Annotated in this window: 19 protein-coding genes; 8 read left to right on the forward strand and 11 right to left on the reverse strand. The window is 60.1% G+C overall.

Annotated features, from left to right (window positions below; translation table 11 throughout):
- Window positions 1–74 precede the first annotated feature (74 nt).
- The 8 genes from FHX05_RS08500 to FHX05_RS08535 form a co-directional block, all read right to left on the reverse strand.
- Window positions 75–992 carry a LysR family transcriptional regulator gene (locus tag FHX05_RS08500; protein WP_183871298.1) on the reverse strand — a complete coding sequence of 306 codons (918 nt, stop codon included), beginning with the start codon at window positions 990–992 and terminating at the stop codon, window positions 75–77.
- Window positions 993–1,007: 15 nt separating this feature from the next.
- Window positions 1,008–2,006, reverse strand: a complete 999-nt coding sequence (locus FHX05_RS08505) for a P1 family peptidase (protein ID WP_183871299.1) — start codon at window positions 2,004–2,006, stop codon at window positions 1,008–1,010.
- A 260-nt stretch (window positions 2,007–2,266) separates the two neighbouring features.
- Window positions 2,267–2,461: a hypothetical protein gene (locus tag FHX05_RS08510; protein ID WP_015338438.1), complete on the reverse strand. Its 195-nt coding sequence runs from the start codon at window positions 2,459–2,461 to the stop codon at window positions 2,267–2,269.
- A gap of 509 nt (window positions 2,462–2,970) precedes the next feature.
- Window positions 2,971–5,898, reverse strand: coding sequence for an aminotransferase (locus tag FHX05_RS08515; RefSeq protein WP_183871300.1), 2,928 nt, complete (start codon window positions 5,896–5,898; stop codon window positions 2,971–2,973).
- A gap of 135 nt (window positions 5,899–6,033) precedes the next feature.
- Window positions 6,034–6,585: a hypothetical protein gene (locus tag FHX05_RS08520; protein ID WP_183871301.1), complete on the reverse strand. Its 552-nt coding sequence runs from the start codon at window positions 6,583–6,585 to the stop codon at window positions 6,034–6,036.
- A gap of 99 nt (window positions 6,586–6,684) precedes the next feature.
- Window positions 6,685–7,569, reverse strand: coding sequence for a formyltetrahydrofolate deformylase (purU, locus tag FHX05_RS08525; protein ID WP_183871302.1), 885 nt, complete (start codon window positions 7,567–7,569; stop codon window positions 6,685–6,687).
- Window positions 7,570–7,722: 153 nt separating this feature from the next.
- Complete coding sequence (locus tag FHX05_RS08530; protein ID WP_183871303.1) at window positions 7,723–8,958, reverse strand: hypothetical protein; 1,236 nt, start codon at window positions 8,956–8,958, stop codon at window positions 7,723–7,725.
- Window positions 8,959–9,047: 89 nt separating this feature from the next.
- Window positions 9,048–10,076: a glycoside hydrolase family 5 protein gene (locus tag FHX05_RS08535; RefSeq protein ID WP_246698923.1), complete on the reverse strand. Its 1,029-nt coding sequence runs from the start codon at window positions 10,074–10,076 to the stop codon at window positions 9,048–9,050.
- A 245-nt stretch (window positions 10,077–10,321) separates the two neighbouring features.
- On the opposite strand from FHX05_RS08535, the gene FHX05_RS08540 reads away from it, so the two are divergent.
- Together FHX05_RS08540 and FHX05_RS08545 are read left to right on the forward strand one after the other, a co-directional pair.
- On the forward strand, window positions 10,322–11,998 hold the full coding sequence (locus tag FHX05_RS08540) for a GumC family protein (RefSeq protein ID WP_183871305.1): 1,677 nt from the start codon (window positions 10,322–10,324) through the stop codon (window positions 11,996–11,998).
- Window positions 11,999–12,212: 214 nt separating this feature from the next.
- Window positions 12,213–14,195 (forward strand): nucleoside-diphosphate sugar epimerase/dehydratase, encoded by a 1,983-nt coding sequence (locus FHX05_RS08545; RefSeq protein WP_112609177.1) that lies wholly within the window; start codon window positions 12,213–12,215, stop codon window positions 14,193–14,195.
- An 87-nt stretch (window positions 14,196–14,282) separates the two neighbouring features.
- Here FHX05_RS08545 and FHX05_RS08550 read toward each other — a convergent pair whose 3' ends face one another.
- Complete coding sequence (locus FHX05_RS08550) at window positions 14,283–15,131, reverse strand: glycosyltransferase family 25 protein (protein ID WP_210294842.1); 849 nt, start codon at window positions 15,129–15,131, stop codon at window positions 14,283–14,285.
- Window positions 15,132–15,391: 260 nt separating this feature from the next.
- Here FHX05_RS08550 and FHX05_RS08555 point away from each other — a divergent pair, with 260 nt between their 5' ends.
- The 6 genes from FHX05_RS08555 (at window position 15,392) to ugpC (ending at window position 21,327) form a co-directional block, all read left to right on the forward strand.
- A complete protein-coding gene (locus FHX05_RS08555) occupies window positions 15,392–15,724 on the forward strand; it encodes a hypothetical protein (RefSeq protein ID WP_183871306.1) in 333 nt (110 codons plus the stop codon).
- Between the two features lie 206 nt (window positions 15,725–15,930).
- Complete coding sequence (locus tag FHX05_RS08560; protein WP_015338448.1) at window positions 15,931–17,088, forward strand: Gfo/Idh/MocA family oxidoreductase; 1,158 nt, start codon at window positions 15,931–15,933, stop codon at window positions 17,086–17,088.
- Window positions 17,089–17,101: 13 nt separating this feature from the next.
- Complete coding sequence (locus FHX05_RS08565; RefSeq protein ID WP_015338449.1) at window positions 17,102–17,989, forward strand: sugar ABC transporter permease; 888 nt, start codon at window positions 17,102–17,104, stop codon at window positions 17,987–17,989.
- The gene (locus FHX05_RS08570; RefSeq protein WP_041677164.1) at window positions 17,986–18,843 is read left to right on the forward strand and encodes a carbohydrate ABC transporter permease; all 858 of its coding nucleotides are present in this window, start codon (window positions 17,986–17,988) and stop codon (window positions 18,841–18,843) included. Before FHX05_RS08565 ends, FHX05_RS08570 begins: the two co-directional genes overlap by 4 nt.
- A 37-nt stretch (window positions 18,844–18,880) precedes the next feature.
- Window positions 18,881–20,110: an extracellular solute-binding protein gene (locus tag FHX05_RS08575; protein WP_112336821.1), complete on the forward strand. Its 1,230-nt coding sequence runs from the start codon at window positions 18,881–18,883 to the stop codon at window positions 20,108–20,110.
- Between the two features lie 83 nt (window positions 20,111–20,193).
- Complete coding sequence (gene ugpC / locus FHX05_RS08580; RefSeq protein ID WP_112399702.1) at window positions 20,194–21,327, forward strand: sn-glycerol-3-phosphate ABC transporter ATP-binding protein UgpC; 1,134 nt, start codon at window positions 20,194–20,196, stop codon at window positions 21,325–21,327.
- A 179-nt stretch (window positions 21,328–21,506) separates the two neighbouring features.
- On the opposite strand, the gene FHX05_RS08585 is transcribed toward ugpC, so the two are convergent.
- Both FHX05_RS08585 and FHX05_RS08590 read right to left on the reverse strand, forming a co-directional pair.
- Complete coding sequence (locus FHX05_RS08585; protein ID WP_246698887.1) at window positions 21,507–22,622, reverse strand: D-TA family PLP-dependent enzyme; 1,116 nt, start codon at window positions 22,620–22,622, stop codon at window positions 21,507–21,509.
- 1 nt (window position 22,623) lies between these two features.
- Window positions 22,624–24,099, reverse strand: coding sequence for a M81 family metallopeptidase (locus FHX05_RS08590; protein ID WP_183871307.1), 1,476 nt, complete (start codon window positions 24,097–24,099; stop codon window positions 22,624–22,626).
- Between the last annotated feature and the right edge of the window lies 1 nt (window position 24,100).

Genomic DNA, 24,100 nt, shown 5'->3' on the forward strand with positions numbered 1-24,100 from the left:
CACACACAATTCCGAAAATGTGTGCTCGGTGTAGCTGAAATCGCTACACTGGTTTGTCTTCTACAATGTTGGATTCAATCCTGCCTCCCCTTGGCGGAAAGTTGCTGACGCATGAAGCGCTCGATGAAATCGAGCAGCTTGCCGGCCGCAAAGGAGAGCTGGCGATCGGGCGCGACACAGAGATCGACTGGCGTCCGCACTCCCATGCCGCCCGCAACGGGCCGTGCGACGAGCTGCCCCGCCTCGATCTCCCTTTGAACGGTGAGTGCCGGCAGCATGGTGATTGCCGCGCCGCGCAGCACCAGCTCCTTCTGCATTTCCAGCGAGCCGGTCTCAAAGACTGGATCGAGCCTCAGCCCCTCACGTTCGAACAGCGCGTCGAAGGCCTGCCTTGCGCCAAACGAGCGATCGGGGACGGCAAGCGCCTGTGCCGAGATTTCCGCAAGCGTGATCTCGCTGACGCTCGCAAGCGGGTGAGAGGCGGCAGCGATCACGTCATAGATCAGCTCGGAACGCAGGCGTACCTTTGTGCCGGAAAGCGGCGGGGCAAACAGCGTCACTGCGATGTCGGCCTCGGCATTGCTGACGGCTGCGATGGCGCCGCGCGCGCTGGTGATCGTCACTTCGAAACGCAGACGCGGATAGCGCAGGCTGAACTCGGCCAGCGCCGGAGCAAGGATATTGGCGACCGACGCGCCGTTGGCATAGATGCTGACGGTTCCGCGCTGCAGGCCTTTCAGATCTTCGATCAGCTGGTGAACGTGGTCGAGCTCACGCAGCGTCCGGCCGGCGCGCTCCGCCAGCAATTCGCCGGCAGCCGTCAATTTGATGCCGCGGGCGCTGCGCTCGACCAGCTGCGTGCCGAAGTGATATTCGAGGTTCTCGATTTGGCGGCTGATGGCCGTCGGCGCCACGTTCAGGTTTTCGGCCGCCTGGCGCATCGAATTGGTGCGCACAAGCTCGTCGAAATAGATCAGCGCGCGGATCTGCATGCGCCAAACCTCCGGCTAGACGGCGGGCTTGGCGAAGCGGTCCCGCCACGCCGCTTGCCCATCCTCGACCGGTAGTGCTGTCGCCTCATAGACGCCGCGGGCGATGGCGCGCGCCATGACGATAGTGGCAAGGTGGCAGAGCTCCATGAAACCAGGCATATCGTCGCGGGAATGCTTGCCGGTAGAGGCGGCAAACACGGTATCGCCGTCGAGCGGCAGATGCGTCGGCAGGAGTGCCCGGGCGAAGCCGTCATGAGCTGAGATGGAGAGGCGATGCGCCTCCGCCTTGGTCAACTGGGCGTCGGTGACGACGGCACCGATGGTCGTGGCGGTGATGTTCGTGCCCTTCAGCCGCAAGCGCGAATCGGCCACCTGCGGCATGCCGAGGCCGCCGAATTCGCCATTTTGCTCGAAGGGAGCCGCCCAGAAATGCGGGCCGTCGCCGATGGTGGCGGAACCGAGCGCATTGACGGCGACGGTCGCGGCGATCCTGTATCCCCTGCTGCTGATGGCGCTTGCCGAGCCGAGGCCGCCTTTGACCGTTGCCGTGGTGGCGCCCGTACCGGCGCCGACGCTTCCAAGCGCAAACGAGCCCTTATTTGCGTCCTTGAAAGCGGCATATCCCATATCGCGATAGGGGGAGTGCAGTCCCCAATCCTTGTTGCCGCCATTGATGAGATCGAACAGGATCGCCTGCGGCACGATCGGCACCAGCGCATCGCCGACCTGCAGACCGCGGCCGATCTCCCGCAAGCCTGCCTGCACGCCGCCTGCGGCATCGAGCCCGAAGGCCGATCCGCCCGAGAGCACGAGAGCATCCACTGTGCCGACCGTCATTGCAGGGTCCAGCAACGCGGTATCTCGTCCGCCCGGCGCGCCGCCGAGAACGGTACAGGAGGCGATAGCCGGCTCATCGAAGACGATGGCGGTGACACCCGAGCCGAGCGCAAGATCGGTCGAGTGACCGACAGCGACGCCTTCGATATCGGTCAGGAGATTGAGGAGGTCAGCCAATAAAAAATCCTTCGCCGCTTACAACGCGAGGCCGTCATGGCGATAGGATCGTAAAGAGCGGGAAAACACAAGATGGGTTTGTTCAACCCAAGCGGTCCGGAACTGAAGGCTTTGGAGCTTCGGCGTTTCATAAGGAGCCGGTGGAAGCTTCCTTCGGAGGAAGCGACGCGATGGCCTCAAATAAAAAGCCCCCACCCTGATTCTATCAAAGGGTGAGGGCTGGGGATGGGAGTGAGTAAAAGCGCAGGTGGTCCGACCCATCAAACATGGATCGGCTTGGCCTGCTGGCGGGAAAGGAGATCGCGGATCGCAAGCTTCACTTCGTCCGCATTTCTGAAATGCTGCTCGTCCAGATCATGGACATGATATTTTACGGCGATGAACTTGAGCCGATCCTGATCAGGAACGACGATGCCGACGGGAACGCCGGCGTATTCGATGACTTGCTTCTTCATAAATAGACTCCCTCTGCGCACGCACGGCGCAGACATGGCGAATTGACTGTCTTATTCCGGGAAGGAGGACGAACGTCACATTCGACAGCACGGGCGGGAGAGCGCGCCCGAACGGTCATTGCCAAGCACGGGCCGCCCAAGGAACGAAGCAATGACTTTTCTATTCAGCATGTCACTTCCTCAATTGGCGTTGTACTTGTTAGGGCCCCAGTAGCAGAGACCCGGCGGATACACTATTATCCACTATATTAGTAGATAATAGCAGCTGCATCTTCAGAAACATATTCCGAAAGATGTCAAAATATCGACGATTGGTAAAATAAAATTCCGAGCCGCGGAGGTTGCAGGGAAGGTTGTCTTAATTGCCTTCGCATTGCCACCCGTGCCCGGTAAGGCTCGCCGATCACCGGGACAGAGATAGGAGCTGCCGCGAGATTCGACAATGCCCCGGCGCATTAAAATTCACCTGCCGCTAAAACACCTAAATGGTTAATGGCGCGCCGGGATCGTCAAAATCCATCTTCCAGCACCTTTTCCAGGGCCGTCACGAAGAAATCGGCGCTCTCCGGTGCGAGGCATAGCGGCGGCTTGATCTTCAACACGTTTAGGTGATCGCCAGTCGGCTGCATGAGGACTCCGAGATCGAGCAGGCGCTCGCAGATCGCAGCTGTCTCCTCGGTGGCCGGCGTCAGGCTTTCGCGGTCGCGCACGAATTCGACGCCGAGATAAAGCCCCGTGCCATGCACGGCGCCGATCAGTGGGAAGCGATCCATGAGAGCGATCAGCCCGGCCTTCAGCCGGTCGCCGATGACGCGGGCATTTTCCTGTTGATTCTCATCCCTAAGGATATCGAGAACGGTGAGGCCGACGACGCAGCTGACCGGGCTGCCGCCGGCGGAAGAGAAGAAATAGCCTTCTTTTTCCAGCGATTCGGCGATCTCGCGTCGGGTGATGACGGCGCCGAGCGGATGGCCGTTGCCCATGCCTTTGGCGATTGTGATGATATCGGGCACGACGCCCTGGGTTTCGAAGCCCCAGAAGTGTTCGCCGAGCCGGCCGTAGCCCACCTGCACTTCGTCGGCTATGCAAAGGCCGCCACGCTGCCGTACTGCATCGTAGACGCCGGCAAGATAGCCATGCGGCAGCGCGATACCGCCGGCATTGCCATAGACCGGCTCGGCGATGAAGCCGGCAAGCCCCTCTCCCTTCTCATCGATGGCCTGCAACTTGGCCGTGACATCGTTGAGATAGTCGATCCCCGAATCTGGGCCGCGGAACGGGCCGCGATAGGTATTGGGAGACAGGACGGGATGCACCCACTCCGGCCGCGTCGTCAGCGCTTGCGGATTGTCGGCAATCGAGGTGGAGACGGCGTCGCTCGCAACGGTCCACCCGTGATAGGCCTCCAGCAGGCAAAGCATGTTCCTCTTGCCCGTGTGCGCCCAGGCAAGGCGGATCGCTAGATCATTGGCTTCCGAGCCGCTATTGACGAGGAAGACGCTGTCGAGTCCATCAGGCGCCAGCGCCGCCAGCCGCTCGGAGAATTCCGCGACAGCGGCATAGTGGAAGCGGGAGTTGGTATTGAGGCGAGACCATTGCTGGGCAATCGCTGCCGCCAGGCGCGGATGGGCATGTCCGAGCGTCGTCACGTTGTTGACCATGTCGAGGTAGCAGCGTCCCTGCGTGTCGAACAGGAATTCGCGCCAGCCGCGCTCGATTTGCGGCGGGAACTCGTAATAGTGCTTCTGCGGCTTGGCGAAGCGGGCGTTGCGCAATGACAGCAGCGTGGATGGATCCGGCCGCGGCGCTTCGCAGGCCGGGTTCAAGAGAGCAACAGGCGACGGCGATATGGCTGACCAGCCCTCCGCCTGATCCGCCGTCGCGAAGAGCGGTGGCACAAGGCCGGGCACGCGGCAAAGCTGGATGCGCAATCCGCCGATCGCCGAGCCTTCGCTGCCGATCGTTCCGATCGTAGCTCCTTGCTCGATGGCCGCTCCGTCCTCAAGAGCACTCTCGATGCCATCGAGATGCAGGCTCACTTCGTCGCCGACCAGCACGAAATGCTGGCCTTGCCGTTGCAGAAGGCCGGTAAAGGGAGCCGCAACCGTCGCCCCAGCCGGTAGGCAGATATCGCAATGCAGGGCGAAATTCTGCGGCTGTATCATGTTAAGCGGCGCGGCGAGAGACAGGCGGAATTCACCGTAGCGCGTCGCCGCAGTTCCGGAGGCGATTGCCGCTTGGGCAAGCAGCCGCCAGTCCATATCCGGCTTCTGCCAGTTGCCGTCGATAAAGTCGGGGCCGGTGACGGAGAGATCGATAGCGGCAATCTGCGAGGGATCGATGTCGGGCAGCAGCAGCGCCCAGCCGTCAGTCGCGATTGGCGCGACATCGAAGCCGATCGCCTTGAGGATCGCGGCTTCCATCACGTCCGGCTGTGCGCCGGTCGCGACATCGAAAATCTCGCGTTCGAAATCGAGATTGCCGCGCACATACTCATTGTCGGGGTCGATGGCGAGCTGTTGCTCGCTGCTGGCGGCAAGGATGACGGCGCGCGCGACGATCAGCGGCCAAAGCGCCTTGCCCTCTGCCTCTGTCAGCGGATAGACCGCATGATAGCCCTTGATGGCGGGAAGGATGTAGAAGGGGTTGCCGTCCGCATGGTGCAGTAATGATGCGCAGGTGACGGCGAGATCGCCGACCAGCCAGCCCTGAATGATATCACCGAAATCGATGACGCCGTCGGGGACGAGCTGTCCATGAGCATCCGGATGGCTGACGACGTTGTCGTCGGTGACATCGTGATGCACGGGCTGCACGCGCAATTCGCTTGCCAGCGGCTGGATGCGCTTGACGGCCGCCACCATTGCCTTGGCGATGCGGTCGCGCGCCTCGTGGTCCGTGATCGCCGACAGCAACTGCACGGCGACTGGCCCGGCGCGCCGCAGGTCCCATTGCAGGTTTCGATGAAGGCCGGGATGGTCGAAATCGGCAAGATCTCGGGCAAGCCGGGCCGAAAGTGCGCCTAAGCCTGCGGCTGCGGCGGGCGGCAGATGCCTGCGCCGCGTCAGCGTCTGGCCCGGAAGAAAGCCGAGCAGCCGAACGAGATAATCCTGTTCGCGAAGGGTAACGGTGAGAATATCGCGACCATTGAGAGAGGACACGACTTCAGGCACGCGCGGCGCGTCCGGCTTGGCGTGCAGGTGACGGATCGCGGCATTCTGCGCCTCGAGCTCGACCAGCTCGTATTCCACCCGGCAGATCTTCAGCACATAGGCATTATCGCCGGCATCGATGCGGTAGTTGCGGTCCTGCTGACTGCCGAGCTCGGTCAGCGTCCCGCTCAGGCCGTAATGCATCTGCAGGATTTCGGCCGCCTCGTCCGGCGTCACGTCCGGTCTCGGCAGTTGCATACGGTTCACGAGCGTGGCGTCGGCCATGGCATCCCCCCGGATGGTTCATTTGCATCGACACTAAACCATTCCATGTTAAAGAAAATTACCCAAAGCAGATAGGGCTGTCGAGCAATGGGGAAGAAGATAGCCCACGGAATGCAGCCGGCTAGCCGCAAGGGCCTATTCGACCTCGATGGAATAGCTGCAACCGGCCAGCGTCTTACCGGGATGGGTATCGACTGTGGAGACGTTGAGCGAGATGCGCGTTTCCAACACGGTGTCCGAATTTGCCTGCTGATCCTTGTGTGACAGGATGACCTTCTCACCAAGAAACTTGTTCGGCTGGTCGACCGATGCTGTCACGCCAAGCTGTTTGGCCAGCGAATGAGGATCTGCCTCATCGAGCACGGCGAGGGGGCCTGTGGAGGTAAAGACGACCCTGTTCGTCCGCCGTCCGAAGACGGTCGCAGGCAACGAAAGCTGGAATTCGCGCAGAAAGGGATTGTCCGACGGCAGCTCGCTCATGCCGAACTGCTTCATGGCTTTGGCGCTTTCTGGCCCGGTCAGCCATAGAGCGAAATTATTGTAGCTCGGCACGTCGTATGTCGTGCATTCGATCACCTTGGCGAGATCGATCTTGGAAGGGTCATCTTGCGTTGTTGCTGCATGCGACGCTGGCGCGCTCAAAAGGAACGCCGCGAGCAGCAGCGTTCCATTGCGGTAGAATGACATGTCCTCTCCTTAGTCTCCGGGCGATTCGATAGCGGTGATATCAAATCGCGCGCCGGAGCGAAAAGGAAAGAAAGGTGGCCCAAATCGAGCCTCGGTGCCTCACCCCATGCGCTCGGAGGCATAGGATCCCGGGCTTGCCGGGAAGACGACGGTGCGGTTGCCGTTGAGGAAGGTGCGATAGTGGATATGGGCATGGATGGCACGGGCGAGAACCTGGCTCTCCACATCGCGGCCGATCGAGACATAGTCCTCGGCCGACTGCGCATGGGTGATGCGCGCCGTATCCTGCTCGATGATCGGACCCTCGTCGAGATCGGCCGTCACATAATGCGCCGTCGCCCCGATCAGCTTCACCCCGCGCTCATAGGCCTGCTTGTAGGGGTTCGCCCCCTTGAACGACGGCAGGAAGGAATGGTGGATGTTGATGATCCGGCCCGACATCTTCTGGCACATGGAATCCGACAGGATCTGCATGTAGCGCGCCAGCACGATCAGTTCGGTTCCGGTCTGCTCGACCACGTCCATGATCCGGGCTTCCGCCTCCGGCTTGTTGGCCTTGGTCACCGGAATATGGTGGAAGGGGATGTCATGATTGACCACCACCTTCTGATAATCGAAATGGTTGGAGATGACGCCGACGATGTCGATCGGCAGGGCACCGATCTTCCAGCGGTAGAGCAGGTCGTTGAGGCAATGGCCGAAGCGCGACACCATCAGCAGCACCTTCATGCGCTTCTTGGCATCGTGGATCTCGACGTCCATGGCGAACTTCTCGGCGATCGGCTTGAAGCCTTCGGCCAGCGCCGTCTCACCGACACCTTCTTCCGAGATGAAGGAGACGCGCATGAAGAACATGCCGGTGTCGAGATCGTCGAACTGGCTGGAGTCAACGATGTTGCAGCCCTGCCCGGCCAGATAGTTCGAGATCGCCGCAACGATCCCGCGCGTCGATTTGCACGCAACTGTCAATACATAGCTCGTCATGTCTCTTCTCTTCTATCCCGAGGATGTCCGCCTGCTTAGATGAAATCGGAGGTCTGGGAAATACCTCCCCCCAGCCATGTTTCGACGGATATTTAGGCAGGAAGACGGGCAAAAAGCCGTTCCCGTTGCGTCTTCGAACGGCGTATCCCCGCCTCAGCCGCTGGTTGCCAGCGAAAGCTCTTGTGGCCGTTTCGCCAGACTTCCCTCGTTGAATTTCAGGAATCCCACAAGAAGCCAGACGAGCCCGGCCGTCTTCATGGAGAAGATCGCCGTCGAGCCGATCATCAGATTGAGGAAGAGGAAAAGGGAAAGCGCATGGCCAAGGCGTCGCTGGTTGACCGTTTCACCGCCCGGATAGAGCGAGGCGTAGAGCCAGAACAGGATCAGGCCGAAGATGGTGGCGCCATAGATGATGTAGACATATCCGCTGTCGAAGAAGATGCCGACCTGATCGAGCTGCAGCCCGATCGTGCTCTTCAGGTCCATGCCGAGGAACGCTTTCACCGTGCCATTGATGCGTCCGACGAAATTATCGCCCGTCACGCTCGGCTCGAGCGCGTGAATGACGAAGCCGACGACGATGATCCCGGGCATCGTCAGCAGGTCGAGTGTCTTCGGGAGCCATGGATAGATGAAATAGCCGGCAACGCAGACGAGGCTGAATATCAGCATCGTGCGCGTGTCATTCGTCAGCAGGATCAGCACGACCGTCGAGAAGAATAGCAGACGGTCGAATAATCCCAGGCGATTGGAAAAGCTGATCAGATACAGCACCATCACGCCGCAGAAATTGGCAAGCGAGACCTGCTCCAGGAAGATGGAGGACGATCGGTGGTCGATCAGGCCGAAGGAGAACCGGCCCTCGAAGCCGAGCGCGCCGCGAAACAGGCCGATATCGCTATAGGTCGCCGGCGGCACGCCGCGCGTATTCTGGAAATATTCGGCCGGATGGAACAGCGCGACATATTCCTTGACCGAAACGATTTCCAGGACAAGCACGGCAAGCACGATGAAGCATGAAATCTTGAATGCGAGCTTGACGGTGCGCTCGTTGGCCAGCCGCCCCATGATCGAAAAGGCGAAGATGATCATCACATTGCGGAGATGATCGATATAGGCCTGCTTGTTGATGGCGATGACGAAGATCGTCAGCACGATCGTCAGCAGCAGGTAAAGGAGCGGCGCTATGTCCTCCTCATATATGCCCTTCGTCAGCAGATAGGTGAAAGCGGCGACCTGCAGCAATATTTCGGACAAGACGACCGCGCTCGGCGTCAACGGCGTGATATTGTGATTGATGAAGGCCAGGATGCAGTTATAGCAGACCGCCAGCAGCGAAATCGTGAGAATGACGAAATTGATCGGCTGCTTTTCGCCTGAACGTTGCATGAGATATCCGAGGTCGTGGCGTCTTCACTGGCCGCGGCAACATATCAGCCCGATGATTCGCGACAAAGGGCCGGGTTGCCCGTCAGCGGTCATTTCGCCGGCCTGACCAGCGCGCATGAGGTCGCCAGCGATACTTTTCGATTGAGCCCCTCGGCAAGAACCTTCATCTGCGGCTTGTCGCGACCATTGCGCGGCTGGACGTTGAGTGGTTCCTCTGGCGGCCACCAGTCACCGGCAGCCCAATAGGTCCAGCCGAGCCAGACGTCGCTGTTGGCGTCCATCACGTCGAGGATCTGCTTCAGGCCATCGAGGCAACCATTATTGGCGGCGACGCCGAATTCGCCCAGAAATCCGCGTTTGCCGTTCTTGCGCAGCCAGTCGGTGACGTCGTTCATGCCCTTCACGGCACTGTCGGTGCCATCGCAGACCGGGTGCGTGCCGGAACTGTCGGAATCCAGATATTGGTGAAATTCAAAGGCGTAGAAATCGAGCGGATCCTTGACGCCGAGCATGACCGTTCCATTTGCGCCACCACCAAGCACATCGGCCGACCAGCTGTGTGCGCCCGTCCAGTTCGTGCCTGGCACGAGAATGAGATTGCGTGCGCCGACGGTACGGATGCTGCGGATCGCGGTATTGGCAAGTTCGAGCCAATCGGGCGCCTTAAGGTCGTGCGGTTCGTTCATCAGGCCGAAAGCGACGCCCTTCCGATTGGCGAATTCGACTGCAAGCCGCGCCCAGAAATCGCCGAATGCAAGATCCGTCGCGGGAGGCTGCTTGAGCTGCGTCTTGTCGTAATAGGCATAATTATGCGGGTCGAGAACGACTGCCATTCCGTGCTTCTGGATGAGGTCGACGGCATCCTTCAGGCGCTTCAGCTCGTTCCCGTCAAACGAGGCCCCGAGCACCGGCTGTAGCCGTTCCCAGCGAAAGGGCAGGCGGATCGTGTTCATGCCCTTTTCGGCAAAGTAGCGCACGGTCTGTTCGGACGGATAGGTGTAATTGACATTGATGACCCCACCGCGTTCGCCATATTCCGCTCCGGAGAGATTGACGCCGCGATAACACAGTTGCGCGGCGGCAAATGCACCTCCAGCGTCCGTCGTGAAAGCAAGCATGATGGCCGCCGCTAGCAGGCGTCGCGGAGATTTCCTCATCGATGCGGTCATGGCATGTCCCTGTCGTCCGTGCGGCTATGGCTCTTCATAGGAAGTATGGTGTTGAGCAATGATGAAAGGATGGGTTGCGTTGACGCCCGCGGCGCGATTTCCTGGAAGCGTCCTTAATGTTCCGTTAGCCAAACCTTTCTAAACTTCAGGCGTCTGCTGCGTGGAATCCGCCTGCGAAGCACTGAAAGTCTGCAATGAGCTCAATGGAACGAAGCCAGCGATCGGACCGACTTGCGGGTTGGCGCGACACCGAGCCGTCTGATGGACGGCGCGATGGCGTGCGCCCGCGCAGTCCTGTCTTGCGCCCTCGGGATTTCGTTGTCGCAGCCGAGCCCGTAGCACATTCCGAAGAGCCCAAAGCGCCTATCGTGGACGCCGGCGTTCTGCAAAGCCCACCGAAGCGATCCGATGCAGAGGAGCCGGTGGTACCGGGCCCCATTGCCGAGCCGGTTGTTGCTGCGGCGACCCCGACCATCGAACAGGTTGCTGCTTCGCCGGTGTCTGCCGCTGTTTCGACGGCATCGGTACCGGCGGTGAAGTTGCCGTTGCTCGATCTCCGATCGGCCATCGCTTCGATCTGGGCAAAGAAGCTTGTGGTTCTTGCCCTGGCAGGCGCCGGCGCGGTACTGGGCGGCGCTGTCATTCCCCTTATTCCGCAGAAGTTCACCGCCGAGACCAGCCTCTATTTCGACCCCCGCCCGGTCGGCGGCTCCGATTCCGCCCAGCAGGCGCCGACGCCGCCTGAGTTGATCACCACGATGATCGAAAGCCAGACGCAGATCCTGTCTTCGGGCAAGGTGCTCGGGCGCGTTGTGGATGCATTGAGGCTCGATCAGGACCCGAAATTCAATGGCGGCGCCACCGGCGAGGCGGCAAAATATGTGGCCACGGCCGCCCTGGCGAAAGCCGTTCAGATCGCCCGCGAATCCAGCACCTATGTCGTGACTGCGAAAGTGACGACGGGCGATCCGCAGAAATCGGCTGGGATCGCCAATCAGCTCGTCACCTCCTTTCTGGAGGAAGAGAGCAAGGCGGCGTCGAATAGCTTCAAGAGCAGCAATACGGCGTTGGACAGCCGCCTTGAGGATTTGCGCCAGCAGGTGCTCTCAGCCGAAAAGGCTGTCGAGACCTACCGCGCCGACAACGATATGGTGGCCGTCGAGGGCAATCTGATTTCCGACAAGCGCCTGACCGCGCTGAACGACCTGCTTATCACCAGCCAGCAGAAGACGATCGAGGCGAAAGCCCGAGCCGATGCAGCCGGAAAGCTCAGTTTCGAGGAAGTCGTCTCCAACAATCCTTCGTCGGGGGTGACGTCGACCGCATTGAGCAGTCTGCGGCAGCAATATGCGACGATGGCAGCCAATGTCGGAAGCCTGCAAAGCCTGCTCGGCGCCCGCCACCCGCGCCTGCTCGCCGCGAAGTCCTCGCTGGAAAGCCTCGCCGCGGAAATCCGGGCGGAGCTGCAACGGCAGATGACATCGGCCCGCGCCGATTACGAGCAGGCGCAGAAGGCCGAGCAGGATATCGCCAAGGAACTTGCCGTGCAGAAGGCCTCGCAGGTCAACACCTCGGGCAAGCTCGTCAGCCTGAACGAGCTGCAGCGCAAGGCGACCGCGGCGCGCGATCTTTATGAATCGCTTCTGAAACGGTCCGGACAGGCGAGCGATGCTCACGATCTGTCGCAGAGCAATATCCGCGTCATCTCCGAGGCGGAAGCGCCACTGAAGGCCGATGGGCCGAGCCGCAAGGTGATGATGGTGGCCGGTCTTATCGCCGGAGCGATCTTCGGTGCCGGTCTCGGCATGGCGTTTGCCATTCTCATCGGTCTGTTTCGGCATCCGATTATCCGCAGCTATTTCGGCAAGTGACCGCCGTTCCATCTTTTCGTTTCGGCGGCTTTTTCAGCATTGAGGATGCAATTGCGCGCCGACTGTTCTAAATGTAAATCGGCGCTGCAGATGATCGGATCTTGCTAATGGAAGCGCGATCTGCTCATTACGCGTTGTATGATACTTTGTGAGACAATCTATGCGAGAAAAGCGGTGCGCTGCTCCGATGACTGGCGCCAGGGAAAACTGACCGATGGTGCCCGCGGATAAACTCGTTCTGCCGTTTCTGGCTTTGCCGCGCTCTACCAAGCGCGCGCTTGCGCTGCTGGTCGATGCCAGCCTATGCGTGCTGACGGTCTGGTTTGCTTACTGTCTCCGCCTCGACGATTGGGTCATTCTCGAAGGCGTCGAGTGGCTGCCGGCCATCGTCTCCCTTCTGCTCGCCATTCCGATCTTCATCGTTCTCGGCCTTTATCGTGCGATCTTCCGCTATGCCGGTCTTTCGGCGTTCGTGACGGTCGTCAAGGCGGTGGCGATCTATGCGCTCGCCTTCATGACGGTTTTCACCGCGATCAGCGTGCCGGGCGTGCCGCGCACGGTCGGTATCTTGCAGCCGCTGCTATTGCTGATCGCGATCGGCCTGTCGCGCATGTGGACGCGCTACTGGCTCGGTAACGCCTATCAGCGCCTTCTCAACCGCAATCAGCTTGGCAAGGTGCTGGTCTACGGCGCGGGTGCTTCCGGGCGCCAGCTTACAGGCGCCCTTGCCAACAGCGCCGAACTGAACGTTGTCGGTTATCTCGACGACGATCGCAATCTGCACGGCAGCATCATGGGCGGCCTGCCGATCTACGATCCTGCCGATCTGCCGGCGCTCGTTGTCTCGGGCGAGATCAAGGGCGTATTGCTCGCCCTGCCGAACGCCACGCGGCAGCGGCGCAACGAAATCCTCGAAGACATGCGCAAGGCCCGCGTCACCGTGCGGACCATGCCCGATCTGACGGCGCTTGCGCAGGGCCGCGTCGCGGTTTCGGATCTGCGTGAGCTTGACATCGAAGACCTGCTCGGCCGCAACGTGATCGCTCCCGACCGCGGCCTGATCGAGAAGAACATTCGCGGCAAGGTCGTCATGGTCACCGGCGCCGGCGGCTCGATCGGCAGCGAACTCTGCCGCCAGATCCTGAAGAACGGCCCGTCCGCCCTGCTGCTGATCGAGCAGAGCGAGTTCGCCCTTTATGCCATCCATGGCGAACTGGAGAAGACGGCCGCTTCCGCCGGTTATGCCGATATACGGATCATTCCCTTCCTGGCGTCCGTGCGGGATGGCCAGCGGATGAGGCAGATCATGCAGGCCTGGCGGCCGAAGACCGTCTATCATGCCGCCGCCTACAAGCATGTGCCGCTCGTCGAATACAATCCCGCCGAAGGCATCCGTAACAATGTGCAGGGAACGCAGATAGCGGCCGAGGCTGCGCGCGATCATGGTGTCGAAAATTTCGTCCTCATCAGCACCGACAAGGCAGTGCGCCCGACCAACATCATGGGTGCGAGCAAGCGGCTGGCGGAAATGGTGCTGCAGGCTATGGACGCCGATCGCAAACCCGGCACCGACAGTACCAATTTCGCCATGGTGCGCTTCGGCAACGTGCTAGGCTCCTCCGGTTCGGTCGTGCCCCTCTTTCGTCAGCAGATCCGCGACGGCGGGCCGATCACGCTCACGCATCCCGATATTACCCGTTATTTCATGACAATTCCCGAGGCGTCGCAGCTTGTGATCCAGGCGGGCGCGATGTCGGGCGGCGGCGACGTATTCCTGCTCGACATGGGCGAACCGGTGCGCATTGCCGATCTCGCGCGCCGCATGGTGGAACTGTCCGGTCTGACCGTGCGGGATCAAGACGAGCCTGACGGCGATATCGAGCTCGAAATCACCGGCCTGCGACCAGGCGAGAAGCTCTATGAAGAGCTGTTGATCGGCGACAACCCGCAGCCGACCAGTCATCCGCGCATCATGCAGGCCAAGGAAGACTTTCTCCCATGGCCGGAGCTGTCGAAGCGGCTTGCCGCACTTGAGGCGGCGCTGGATGAAAACGACATTCCTCTGGCCAGAACCCTGCTGCAAAATCTCGTTTCCGGCTATACGCCGAGCAGCGAAGTGGTCGATCTGGTCTATCGCGAGCGCGAGACGGATCTGACTGTCGACCAACCGAACCTTGATAACGTCGCGCAGCTATAGACGCGTGCCCTGTCACGATACCGGCGCCTCCTGGAGCAATTCCAGGAAAAGTGCGCAGCGGTTTTCCGGTCCGGCTTGGCGTCGCAGCTACCGTTTCATCGCGATGGCGTAGTTCCAGCGGCGCACCTGATCGCAGGTGCGGAACCAATGTGCCGTCAGCCGCAACAGGGGGTGCCGCTTTACGGCGCGGTAATGCACGCGCTTGCCGATCGTGGTATCGGCGCGATGGGGGCTGAAGTCGACAAGATTTTCAAAGGTCGTGAATGTCTCGACGCCGGTGGACCAACCGCGCTCCAGGGCGACGTCATAGGGAAGAAGCATGGGCTTCAGTGTCGTCAGCAGCTTTTTGGCAGCCTTGCGGTTGACGATGTAACAGGCAGCTGAGCCCTGCGGACCATGCATGCAGCGGCCGACAACGTCATTTTCACTGGTTTCTTGGATCGGCTTGAAGCCGACGAGACGATGGTTGACGAGTTTGACGAGACGGGCGCCGTTGGCGCCGTCCATCGCCGCGATCGCGCGCGGTATCAGCCTCTCGTTGAGCTCGACGTCATCTTCGATGATGATCGCCATCCTGTCGCCGCTGGCGACAAATTGCTCGAGGGCGATGAGATGGCTGCGATAGCATCCGTATTCTCCCGGCAAGAGCTTACGGCCGTTATGATACATGAATGAAGGGGGGTGGAAATCGACGCGATCCGCGTCAGGGATGACGCGGCCATCGACAGCGGGAATGCGGGTAATATGCAGATCGAATTCGACAGCCTGCTTGCAGAGCCGCTCCCACCGATCACGCGAGCGATCGAGATTGATGACGTAGATGGAAACCTGCTGAGCGATATCGTCAGCGGTCCCATGATCAGGGAAGGGAGGAACACGATTAATCTGTTCGAGAATGACTGTTACTCCTGCAAACAGAAATCGCGGCGATTGCAACTGAGATGACAATTTCCATACTATATAACATGCTTATTACTTGTCGCAAACGGCTGCCGCACGTCTGTGTTGTATTTGCAGATAAAAGCATTTTCTTTGGTGTAATGTAGCGTGAATGGCCGGCCGCGGCTGGAGGGAAACCGTCGCTTGCGGGGGATTTTGATCGGGGAACCCGTTGGCGCATGACTGCGGCCCCACTATATCTATTGTATGCGGCGTATGATCGTTGCGCTCGCATCTGCAAAGGAGCGTAGCAGTTCATGTGGGTCAAATCGAAAATCGCCATTGCTGCCCTGTTCTTTGCAGCCTTGATGCCGGCGGTCGCCCTTGCCGACAATCCGCTCCTCCCCAAGCCATATGTCGCTCCCGTCTATCCTTACAAGGACCTTCCCGGAGTTACTGCGCCCAAAATGGCTGATGACGAGAAGTTTCAATGTCATACTGCCACTGTCTACGCGGATTATTTTCACGAAGGACCATTCTATCGTGGCCTGCCGCGCCTCGGTTACGTTTGTGATCAGAATGGCGTCATTTCCAGCAGCACCAGAAAACCGAACTACCAATATTGGCAGTATAACGGCCCGGACAGATAAGTCGCAGGCACTTTGCCGATTTAAGCAGCAGCGTTGAGCGCCATCGCAATCAAAGCGAGCGTGGCTTGCGCGTCAATGTCGCGCAAGTTTTGTCATTTTCTGAAAATAAATTTCATGTTTCTCGTAAAATGCGCGAACGTCGTTGACGAATGCGAAAATTTGTCCCAAGCTTACGAAAATAAATTACGTAATGGGAACTCAAAAGCATGCGCGTTGGAATCATTGGGCTGGGATTCCGCCTGGGCTACCTGGGCTATGTCTTCAAGGCGATCGATGAAAGCTTCGAGATTGCCGGCTATGTCGATCCGGCGCCGGCGGGCCTGCCCGGCTTGACCGAACGGGGCATATCGGCGGGGAAGGCCTATGCGACGCCCCAGGAGCTGATTGCCAACGAGAAGATCGATCTCCTGATGATCGGCTCTCCGAACCACATGCATCTCGATCACATTCGCGTCGGCCTCGAAGCCGGCCTCAAGATCTTCTGCGAAAAGCCGATCGTCACGACGATCAAGGACAGTATCGAGCTCGCCCGCCTGATGGCGAAATTCGGCCATGAGCGCCTGAACGTGGGCCTGGTGCTGCGTTATTCGCCGATGTACCGCGATCTCCTGGCCGCCCAGGCCGAAGGAAAGCTCGGCCATGTGGTTTCGATCGAGGCGGCGGAGCACATCGAGCCCTATCATGGCGCCTTTTTCATGCGTGATTGGCGCCGCTACGAACATTATTCCGGCAGCTTCATGCTGGAAAAATGCTGCCACGACCTCGATCTCTACAATGGTGTGGTCGGTGCGCGGCCGGAGCGGGTCGCAAGCTTCGGCGGCCGCAAGAGTTTCATTCCGGAAAACGATCCGGCACGGGAAGGTATCAACGATCTTGAGCTCTTCCATCGCAAGCCGAGCGGCTGGATGGGATCGGACAAGGTCTTCGACAGCGACGGCGATATCATCGATTACCAGGTGGCGATCGTCGAATATGCCAATGGCGTCGGCATGAACTTCCACACTAATCTGAACGTGCCGGACCAGTTCCGCCGTTTTGCCATCATGGGCTCGCGCGGCATGGCCGAAGGTGATTTCATCCGCGGTTACTTCAATGTCCACGAGATGCTGACCGGCAAGAAGGTGATCGAAAACACTTACGCGGCCACCACGCTTTCGCAGCATTATGGCGCCGACGAGCAGATGGCCGCCGATATCATCACGCACGTCAAGACGGGCCTGCACCTGCCTGTGTCGACCCAGAATGCGCTGGAGGCAGGCATTCTGGCGCTCTCGATGGACGAGGCGCGCATGAAGAGAGCTGTCGTTGATCTCCGACCGATCTGGGACGAGTTCGACGAAGCTCTTCATTCAAGAGCCGCCTAGGGAGGGGCGCGGGATGGGTGTTCAACGCAGCACGGTCATCTTCGCCTGGCTCCTGCTTTTTCCGGCTCTCCTCTATGTCACCGTCATCGTCGCCTATCCGCTGGTCGACACGATAATCCTATCCTTCACCGATGCGTCGTTGAAGAAGGTGACGAATTGGGTTGGGTTCGAGAACTACGCGAAGATCTTCAACGACACTTTCGCAGGCGTCATCGTCCGCACCTTTATTTGGACCTTCTTCTCCGTGTCGATCAAGATGATCATCGGCACTTTAGGGGCCGCGCTCCTGAACTCGGCCGTTCCGGGCCGCGCGCTCTTCCGCGTGCTGACCATGCCGCCCTGGATCGTGCCTATGGCGATCGGCATCTTCATGTGGGGCTGGATGTATAATGGCCAGTTCGGCATGATTTCCGGCCTGCTGCAGCGCTTCGGCATCGTTGACAGCCCCGTCGCGTTCCTGGCCTATGGCAGTACGGCCTTCTGGGCGACGATCGTCACTGACGTCTGGATCGGTGTGCCCATGGTTACTCTTTACATGCTGGCGGCCATGCAAGCGATTCCGCACGATCTCTATGAGGCGGCCTGGACGGATGGCGCCGGCCGCTTCTATCGCTTCCGCCGCATCACGCTACCGCTGCTGGTGCCGTCTCTGGTCACCATGTCGATGCTCTCGCTGATCTCGACCTTCAATTCCTTCGACATCATCTGGATCCTGACCCGCGGCGGTCCGAACGGCGAGACGACGACGATGATCATCGACACGTACCGAACGGCAATTGGCTCCTACAAATATGGCGAGGGCGCTGCGCGTGCGGTGCTGATCTGCATCTTCCTGTCGCTCTTCTGCCTTGCCTATTTCCGCCTGACCAGCCGCTTTTCCACGGGAGCCAAGCAGCGATGAGCCACCCTTCGATGATCCATCGCTACAAGTGGTATGAGCTTATCGGCATCTATGCCGGAATCCTGCTCTTTCTGGCTTTCGTGCTGGCGCCCTTCATCGAAGGGTTCCTGGTGTCGCTAAAGCCGCTTAGCCAGCTCTTTTCGTCGCCTTACCGCTTCATCCCCGAGAACGGCTCTTTTACGGCCTATCGCACGATGTGGACGAGCGTGCCGGGCTTCGGCTGGTATATCTTCAACTCGTTTCTGGTTTCCGGATCGATCACCATCATCGTGCTGATCCTCGTCGTGCCGGCCGCCTACGCCTTCGCCCGTTTTGAATTCAAGGGATCCGGCCTGCTGCTGGGCGCGTTCCTTGCGGTCAAGATGTTTTCCGGCGCCGTGCTGCTCATCCCGCTGTTCCGGCTCATGCGTTCCTTCGGTGTGCTGAACACCTATTTCGCCATGATCGTGCCGGGTGTGGCCTTCATCATTCCCACGGGAATCTGGCTGCTGCACACCTATATCCGCCGCATTCCGCGCGAGCTGGATGAGGCCGCCTATGTGGATGGCGCAAGCCAGCTCTATACGCTGCGGCGTGTCATCTTGCCGATCGCCATGCCCGGCATTGTCGTCGTTGCGATTTCCTCGTTCATCGAGGCCTACGCGCAGCAGTTCATCTATGCTCTTACCTTCAATTCGAAGACGGAATACATGCCGCTGCCGGTAGGGCTCTTCGCCTATTTCGGCCGGCAGGAGGTCGTCTGGAATGAACTCATGGCCGCAAGTTTCGTCGGCATCGCGCCGGCTCTGGTCGTGATCTTCTTCCTGCAACGGTATCTCGTCAGCGGTCTGACCGCCGGCGCGGTGAAGCAATAAAATCAAATCAACCACCAGAGAGAACGGGAGCTTAAACGTGACATTCCATTTCAAGACAGGGCTTCTCGCCCTTGCTTTGCTCGGCTCCACCGCGCTTGGCGCCGTGAACGCCCAGGCGGCCGACAAGGAAATCAGCTGGATCTATTGCGGCGACAGCATCGATCCGATCCATGTGAAGTATATCAAGCAGTGGGAAGACAAGAATCCGGGCTGGGCCGTCAAGCCAGAGCTCGTCGGTTGGGAATTGTGCCAGGATAAGGCGACAACACTGGCTGCAGCCGGCACGCCGGTCGCCATGGCCTATGTCGGTTCCCGCACGCTCAAGCAATTCGCCGACAACGATCTGATCGTTCCGATCCCGATGACGGACGACGAAAAGAAGGCCTATTATCCGGGGATCGTGAATACGGTCACCATCGATGGACAGCAGTGGGGCACGCCGATCGCCTTCTCGACCAAGGCGCTCTATTGGAACAAGGACCTCTTCAAGAAGGCCGGCCTTGACCCCGAGAAGCCACCGACCACATGGGCCGAGGAAATCGCCGACGCCAAGGCGATCAAGGAAAAGACCGGCATTCCCGGATACGGCCTCTCGGCCAAAACCTTCGACAACACCATGCACCAGTTCCTGCATTGGGTTTACACCAACAATGGCAAGGTGATCGACGGCGACAAGATCACCCTCGACAGTCCCGAAGTTCTGGCAGCTCTCCAGGCCTACAAGGACATCACGCCTTATTCGGTCGAAGGACCGACGGCCTACGAGCAGAACGAAATGCGCGCTATCTTCCTCGATGGCAAGGTCGGCATGCTCCAGGCTGGTTCCGGCGCTGCCTACCGCCTCAAGGAAACGAAGATCAACTGGGGTGTGGCACCGCTGCCGCTCGGCCCGTCGGCCAAGGGTCCGGGCACGCTGCTCATCACCGACAGCCTTGCCGTCTTCAAGGGGTCTGGCGTTGAGGACAAGGCGATCGAATTTGCCAAATTCATCACCTCTCCCGGCCCGCAGGGCGAATACGAACTCCAGGGCGGCGCCGGCCTCACGCCGCTACGCCCGTCTCCGATGGTTGACGAGTTCGTCAAGAAGGACCCTTCCTGGAAGCCGTTTATCGACGGCATCGCCTATGGTGGTCCGGAGCCGCTGTTCAAGGACTATAAGGGCTTCCAGAACGCCATGATCGCCATGGTCCAGTCAGTCGTGACCGGCCAGGCCCAGCCGGCGGATGCGCTGAAGAAGGCCGCGGCCGATCTCGAGCAGTATAAATAAGTCTGCAAGTCACCGGGCCGCGCGCATCGCGCGCGGCCTTTGGAGCCCTGCCCGCCCCTGGCGGCGCCGCGCGGAGACAGAGTTTGGGAAAGCTGCACCTTAATCAGGTCAAAAAATCTTACGGTCATTTCGAGGTCATCAAGGGCGTTGAGCTCGACGTCAATGACGGTGAATTCATCGTTTTCGTCGGCCCCTCCGGCTGCGGCAAGTCGACCTTGCTGCGCATGATCGCCGGTCTCGACGATGTGACCAGCGGCGACATCAAGATCGATGGTGCCCGCGTCAACGATCTGCCGCCCGTCAAGCGCGGCATCGCCATGGTCTTCCAGTCCTATGCTCTCTATCCGCACATGTCGGTGTTCGAGAACATCGCCTTCCCGCTGCGGGTGGAGAAGATGGCGGAGGACAAGCTCAAGGCCAAGGTCGAGAATGCTGCCCGCATCCTGCACCTCGATAAACGCCTGCAGGAAAAGCCGGGCCAGTTGTCCGGCGGCCAGCGCCAGCGTGTCGCCATCGGCCGCGCCATCGTGCGCGAGCCGAAGATCTTCCTTTTTGACGAGCCGCTGTCGAACCTCGATGCGGCGCTGCGTGCCGATATGCGCATCGAGCTCGCGAAGCTGCACCGCCAGCTGCAGGCAACCATGATCTACGTGACGCATGATCAGGTCGAGGCCATGACCATGGCCGACCGGATCGTCGTCTTGAACGCCGGGGAGATATCGCAGGTCGGCGCGCCGCTGGAACTCTATCATAAGCCGGCCAATACCTTCGTTGCCCGCTTCATCGGCAATCCGAAGATGAACTTCCTGCCTGTCACTTGCACTGGCGTCAGCGATGCGGGTGTGGAGGTGGACTACAAGGGACAGAAGGCCCTGCTGCCGGTGACGCCGCGTCCCGGCTTTGCCGGCAAGCCGCTGACACTCGGCGTCCGCCCGGAGCATGTCCAGCTCGGGGACGGCGATCTGACCTTGACAATCGTGCCGACGGTCGTGGAGCGGCTCGGCGCTCAAACGGTCGCCTATGCCACGGCCGATGGTATCGATGAGAATTTCTGTGCGACGTTGGAGGGCAGTGCGGCTATCCGCATGGACGCCCCGCTCAAGACCGGCATCCGCCTCGGCGATTGCCACCTGTTTGACGAGAATGGCCAGGCCTTCGAGCGGCGGGTGGAACTGGCCGAAATCGACATGGACCTGCTGAACCGGGCCGCCTCCTGACGGGAGCAGGCCCGGAAGCAACCCATCCGCCCTCGTGGTTCGAGACGGCCCTTTGGGCCTCCTCACCAGGAGGGCTAATCAATCTCGCCCAGCTTATGCTCGGAACTCGCTCCACCCTCATCCTGAGCCCGTCGAAGGACGAGCGTGGCCTCGATGCGACCCGCGAGTGGCGGATCGCCCTACCAGACCAGACCGCGAGCCGCTACCTCTTCTACGCGGGTTACCACACCATCGCGATGGAACACCATCTGGTCGAAGAGATTGGAAACGACGCAGGTATGGTTCGGGATAATGCTGATCTTGTCGCCGATCTCAGGACGAGGGCCGGCGCAGTTCGACAGGTCGATGACGCCGTGCTCTTCCGATAGCCCTTTGATGATTGCATCGGGATAGCCGACCACCTGGCCATAATCGGCAAAACCAAGAAGGTCTGAGGTCAGAGCCTTGGAGCCGGCATCGATGACGGCACGGTCTTCGGTCGGGCGCGAAACGACGGTGGCGAGAATGTGCATGGCGCAATCCTCTTCCCGGCAATGGCCCGCACGCACCATGGAGCGGTCATTATAGATATAGGTCCCGGCGCGGTGCTCGGTGGCGGCCGTGACGAGATGCGCCTCGAAAAGGCTCGGCGTGCCGCCATTGCTGACGATCGGGCATTCGATGCCATCATTCTTCAGCAGCGCTACCGCTTCAACGAGGAAAGCCTGTGTCGCGACGGCGTCGTTCGGCTTCGGATAGTTCATCAAGCCGCCGAAGACGAGACCGGGCTTGCCGGCTATATGCTTGCCGAGAGCGGCTGCCTGCGCGGGCGATTGCACACCGCAGCGCGCGCCGCCGGTATCGCATTCCACCAGCACGGTCAGCGGCTTGCGGACGGCGAACCAGTCGGAGAGTCCGTCAACCGTCACCATGCTATCCGCCACCACCTTGAGGCCGGCAATGCGGTCGTTCAAAGCCGAAAGCCGTGTCAGCTTTTCCGCCCCGAGGATATTGAAGGTGATCAGGATATCCTCGAAGCCTGCCTTGGCGAAGACTTCCGCCTCGGTGATCTTCTGGCAGTTGATGCCCTTTGCGCCGGCGGCGACCTGGGCATGCGCCAGTGCAGGGATCTTGTGCGTCTTGATATGCGGGCGGAAATTCAGTCCATGCGCATCCATGTAGGACTGCACGCGAGCAATGTTCGCAGCCAGCCGGTCTTCGTCGATGATCGGGCGCGGCGTGGAGAGGCTGTCGATCGTGTCGCCGGGCTTGGGGCCGATTTCCAAGGCGATGTCGTGAGCGATACTGGAAGCCATGTCAGGCATCTTTCCGTTCTTCTGCAAAGGGGTCCGCCACCATCGGCCAGATATCCTTTCGCGCGCGGCGGTAGGGCGTGCGCGCCGGATTGTTGGGATAAGGCGTTCCCGCGGAGCAGTAAAGGATCTGCGATGCGATCTTGGAAAAGGATGCGTAGAAGTGATTGGTCGATTTGATGACCAGGATCTTCTTCGTTCCGGGATCGATGCCCATGACGGAAAACAGGCTCGGATCGAAGCTCTGCGCGCGCGTCGAGTTCAGGATGATGTCGATACCGTCGAGCTGAATATGCGCGGCATCGCCAAAAGGAGCGAAGCTCTCGCCGAAACGCATTTCGGCATTCGGGACGATGCGAACGATCTTAACGAGACCGTCGACCGGATTACCCGTGCCCGGCGCGGATTTCGCACCGAAGCGCAGTGGGATTTCCGCGCCTTCGCCGGCCGCCATGCAGATCTGGACGGCCATCGGGTCCCAGATCGTGCCGATCGCCGTATCGGTAGCGCCGCAGTCGAGCAGTTCCTGCAGGATGACCGTAGCATCACCTGCCGTGCCGCCGCCGGGATTATCCCAGAGATCGGCGATGACGACGGGACCCGAGGCCGCAGCCATCGCCTCGCTCACCGCCTGCTTCTCATCGATCTGCGGCATGATGAAGGTGCCGCGCTTCGAAAAGAGTTCCAGGCCAAGATCGCGGGCGATCGCAGAGCCTTTACCCGGCTTATTGTCGGTGACGACGAGCAGCTTTGTGCCCATTTCGGGCACGTCGCCCGCCATGAAGCCGTGAATGACGGAGATGGATAGAATGTCCGCATCGCTCTTTTCCATCGTCATGATCTTGTCGACGAAGGAGCGCATGGGGTCGCGCGAGGTCGGAAACACATCGATCATGCGGCAGTCGAAGACGGACATAACTGGCTTGACCCGGCCTTCCAGCGTATCGATGGCGATCCGCCAGAGGTCCTCGGCGCGGTCGACGAAATCCGTATGCGGGAATTCCTTGAAATAGACGAAGAAATCAGTGGCGGCGAGACGCTTCGCCGTCAGATGGCTGTGGGGATCGAGCTCGGCGCACACCAGGATATCCGGGCCGACGATCTCGCGCACGCGCGACAGGAAATCACCTTCCGTATCCTCATAACCATCCGCAACCATGGCGCCGTGCAGCCCGAGAATGACGGCATCGACAGGCGTGGCCGCGCGTAATTGCTCGAGAATTTCGTCGCGCAGTTCCTCATAGGTACGGCGATTGACAAGCCCGGCCGGGTCAGCCCAGGTGGCGGTACCCTCGATCACCTCCCAGCCCTTTTCCGCCGCGATGCGACGACCGACGGTGATCGGCGCCGTACACAGCGTCGGCGTTTCCGGGTGCATGCCGGGAGGCGCATAGAGAGAGGCTTCGAAAGCGCGCCGATCAACGCAGATGGGGGAGAAGGTATTCGTCTCGGTCGCAAGGGCCGCGGTGAAAATGCGCAAC

It is taken from the genome of Rhizobium sp. BK491, assembly GCF_014194925.1.
Taxonomy (GTDB): Bacteria; Pseudomonadota; Alphaproteobacteria; order Rhizobiales; family Rhizobiaceae; genus Rhizobium.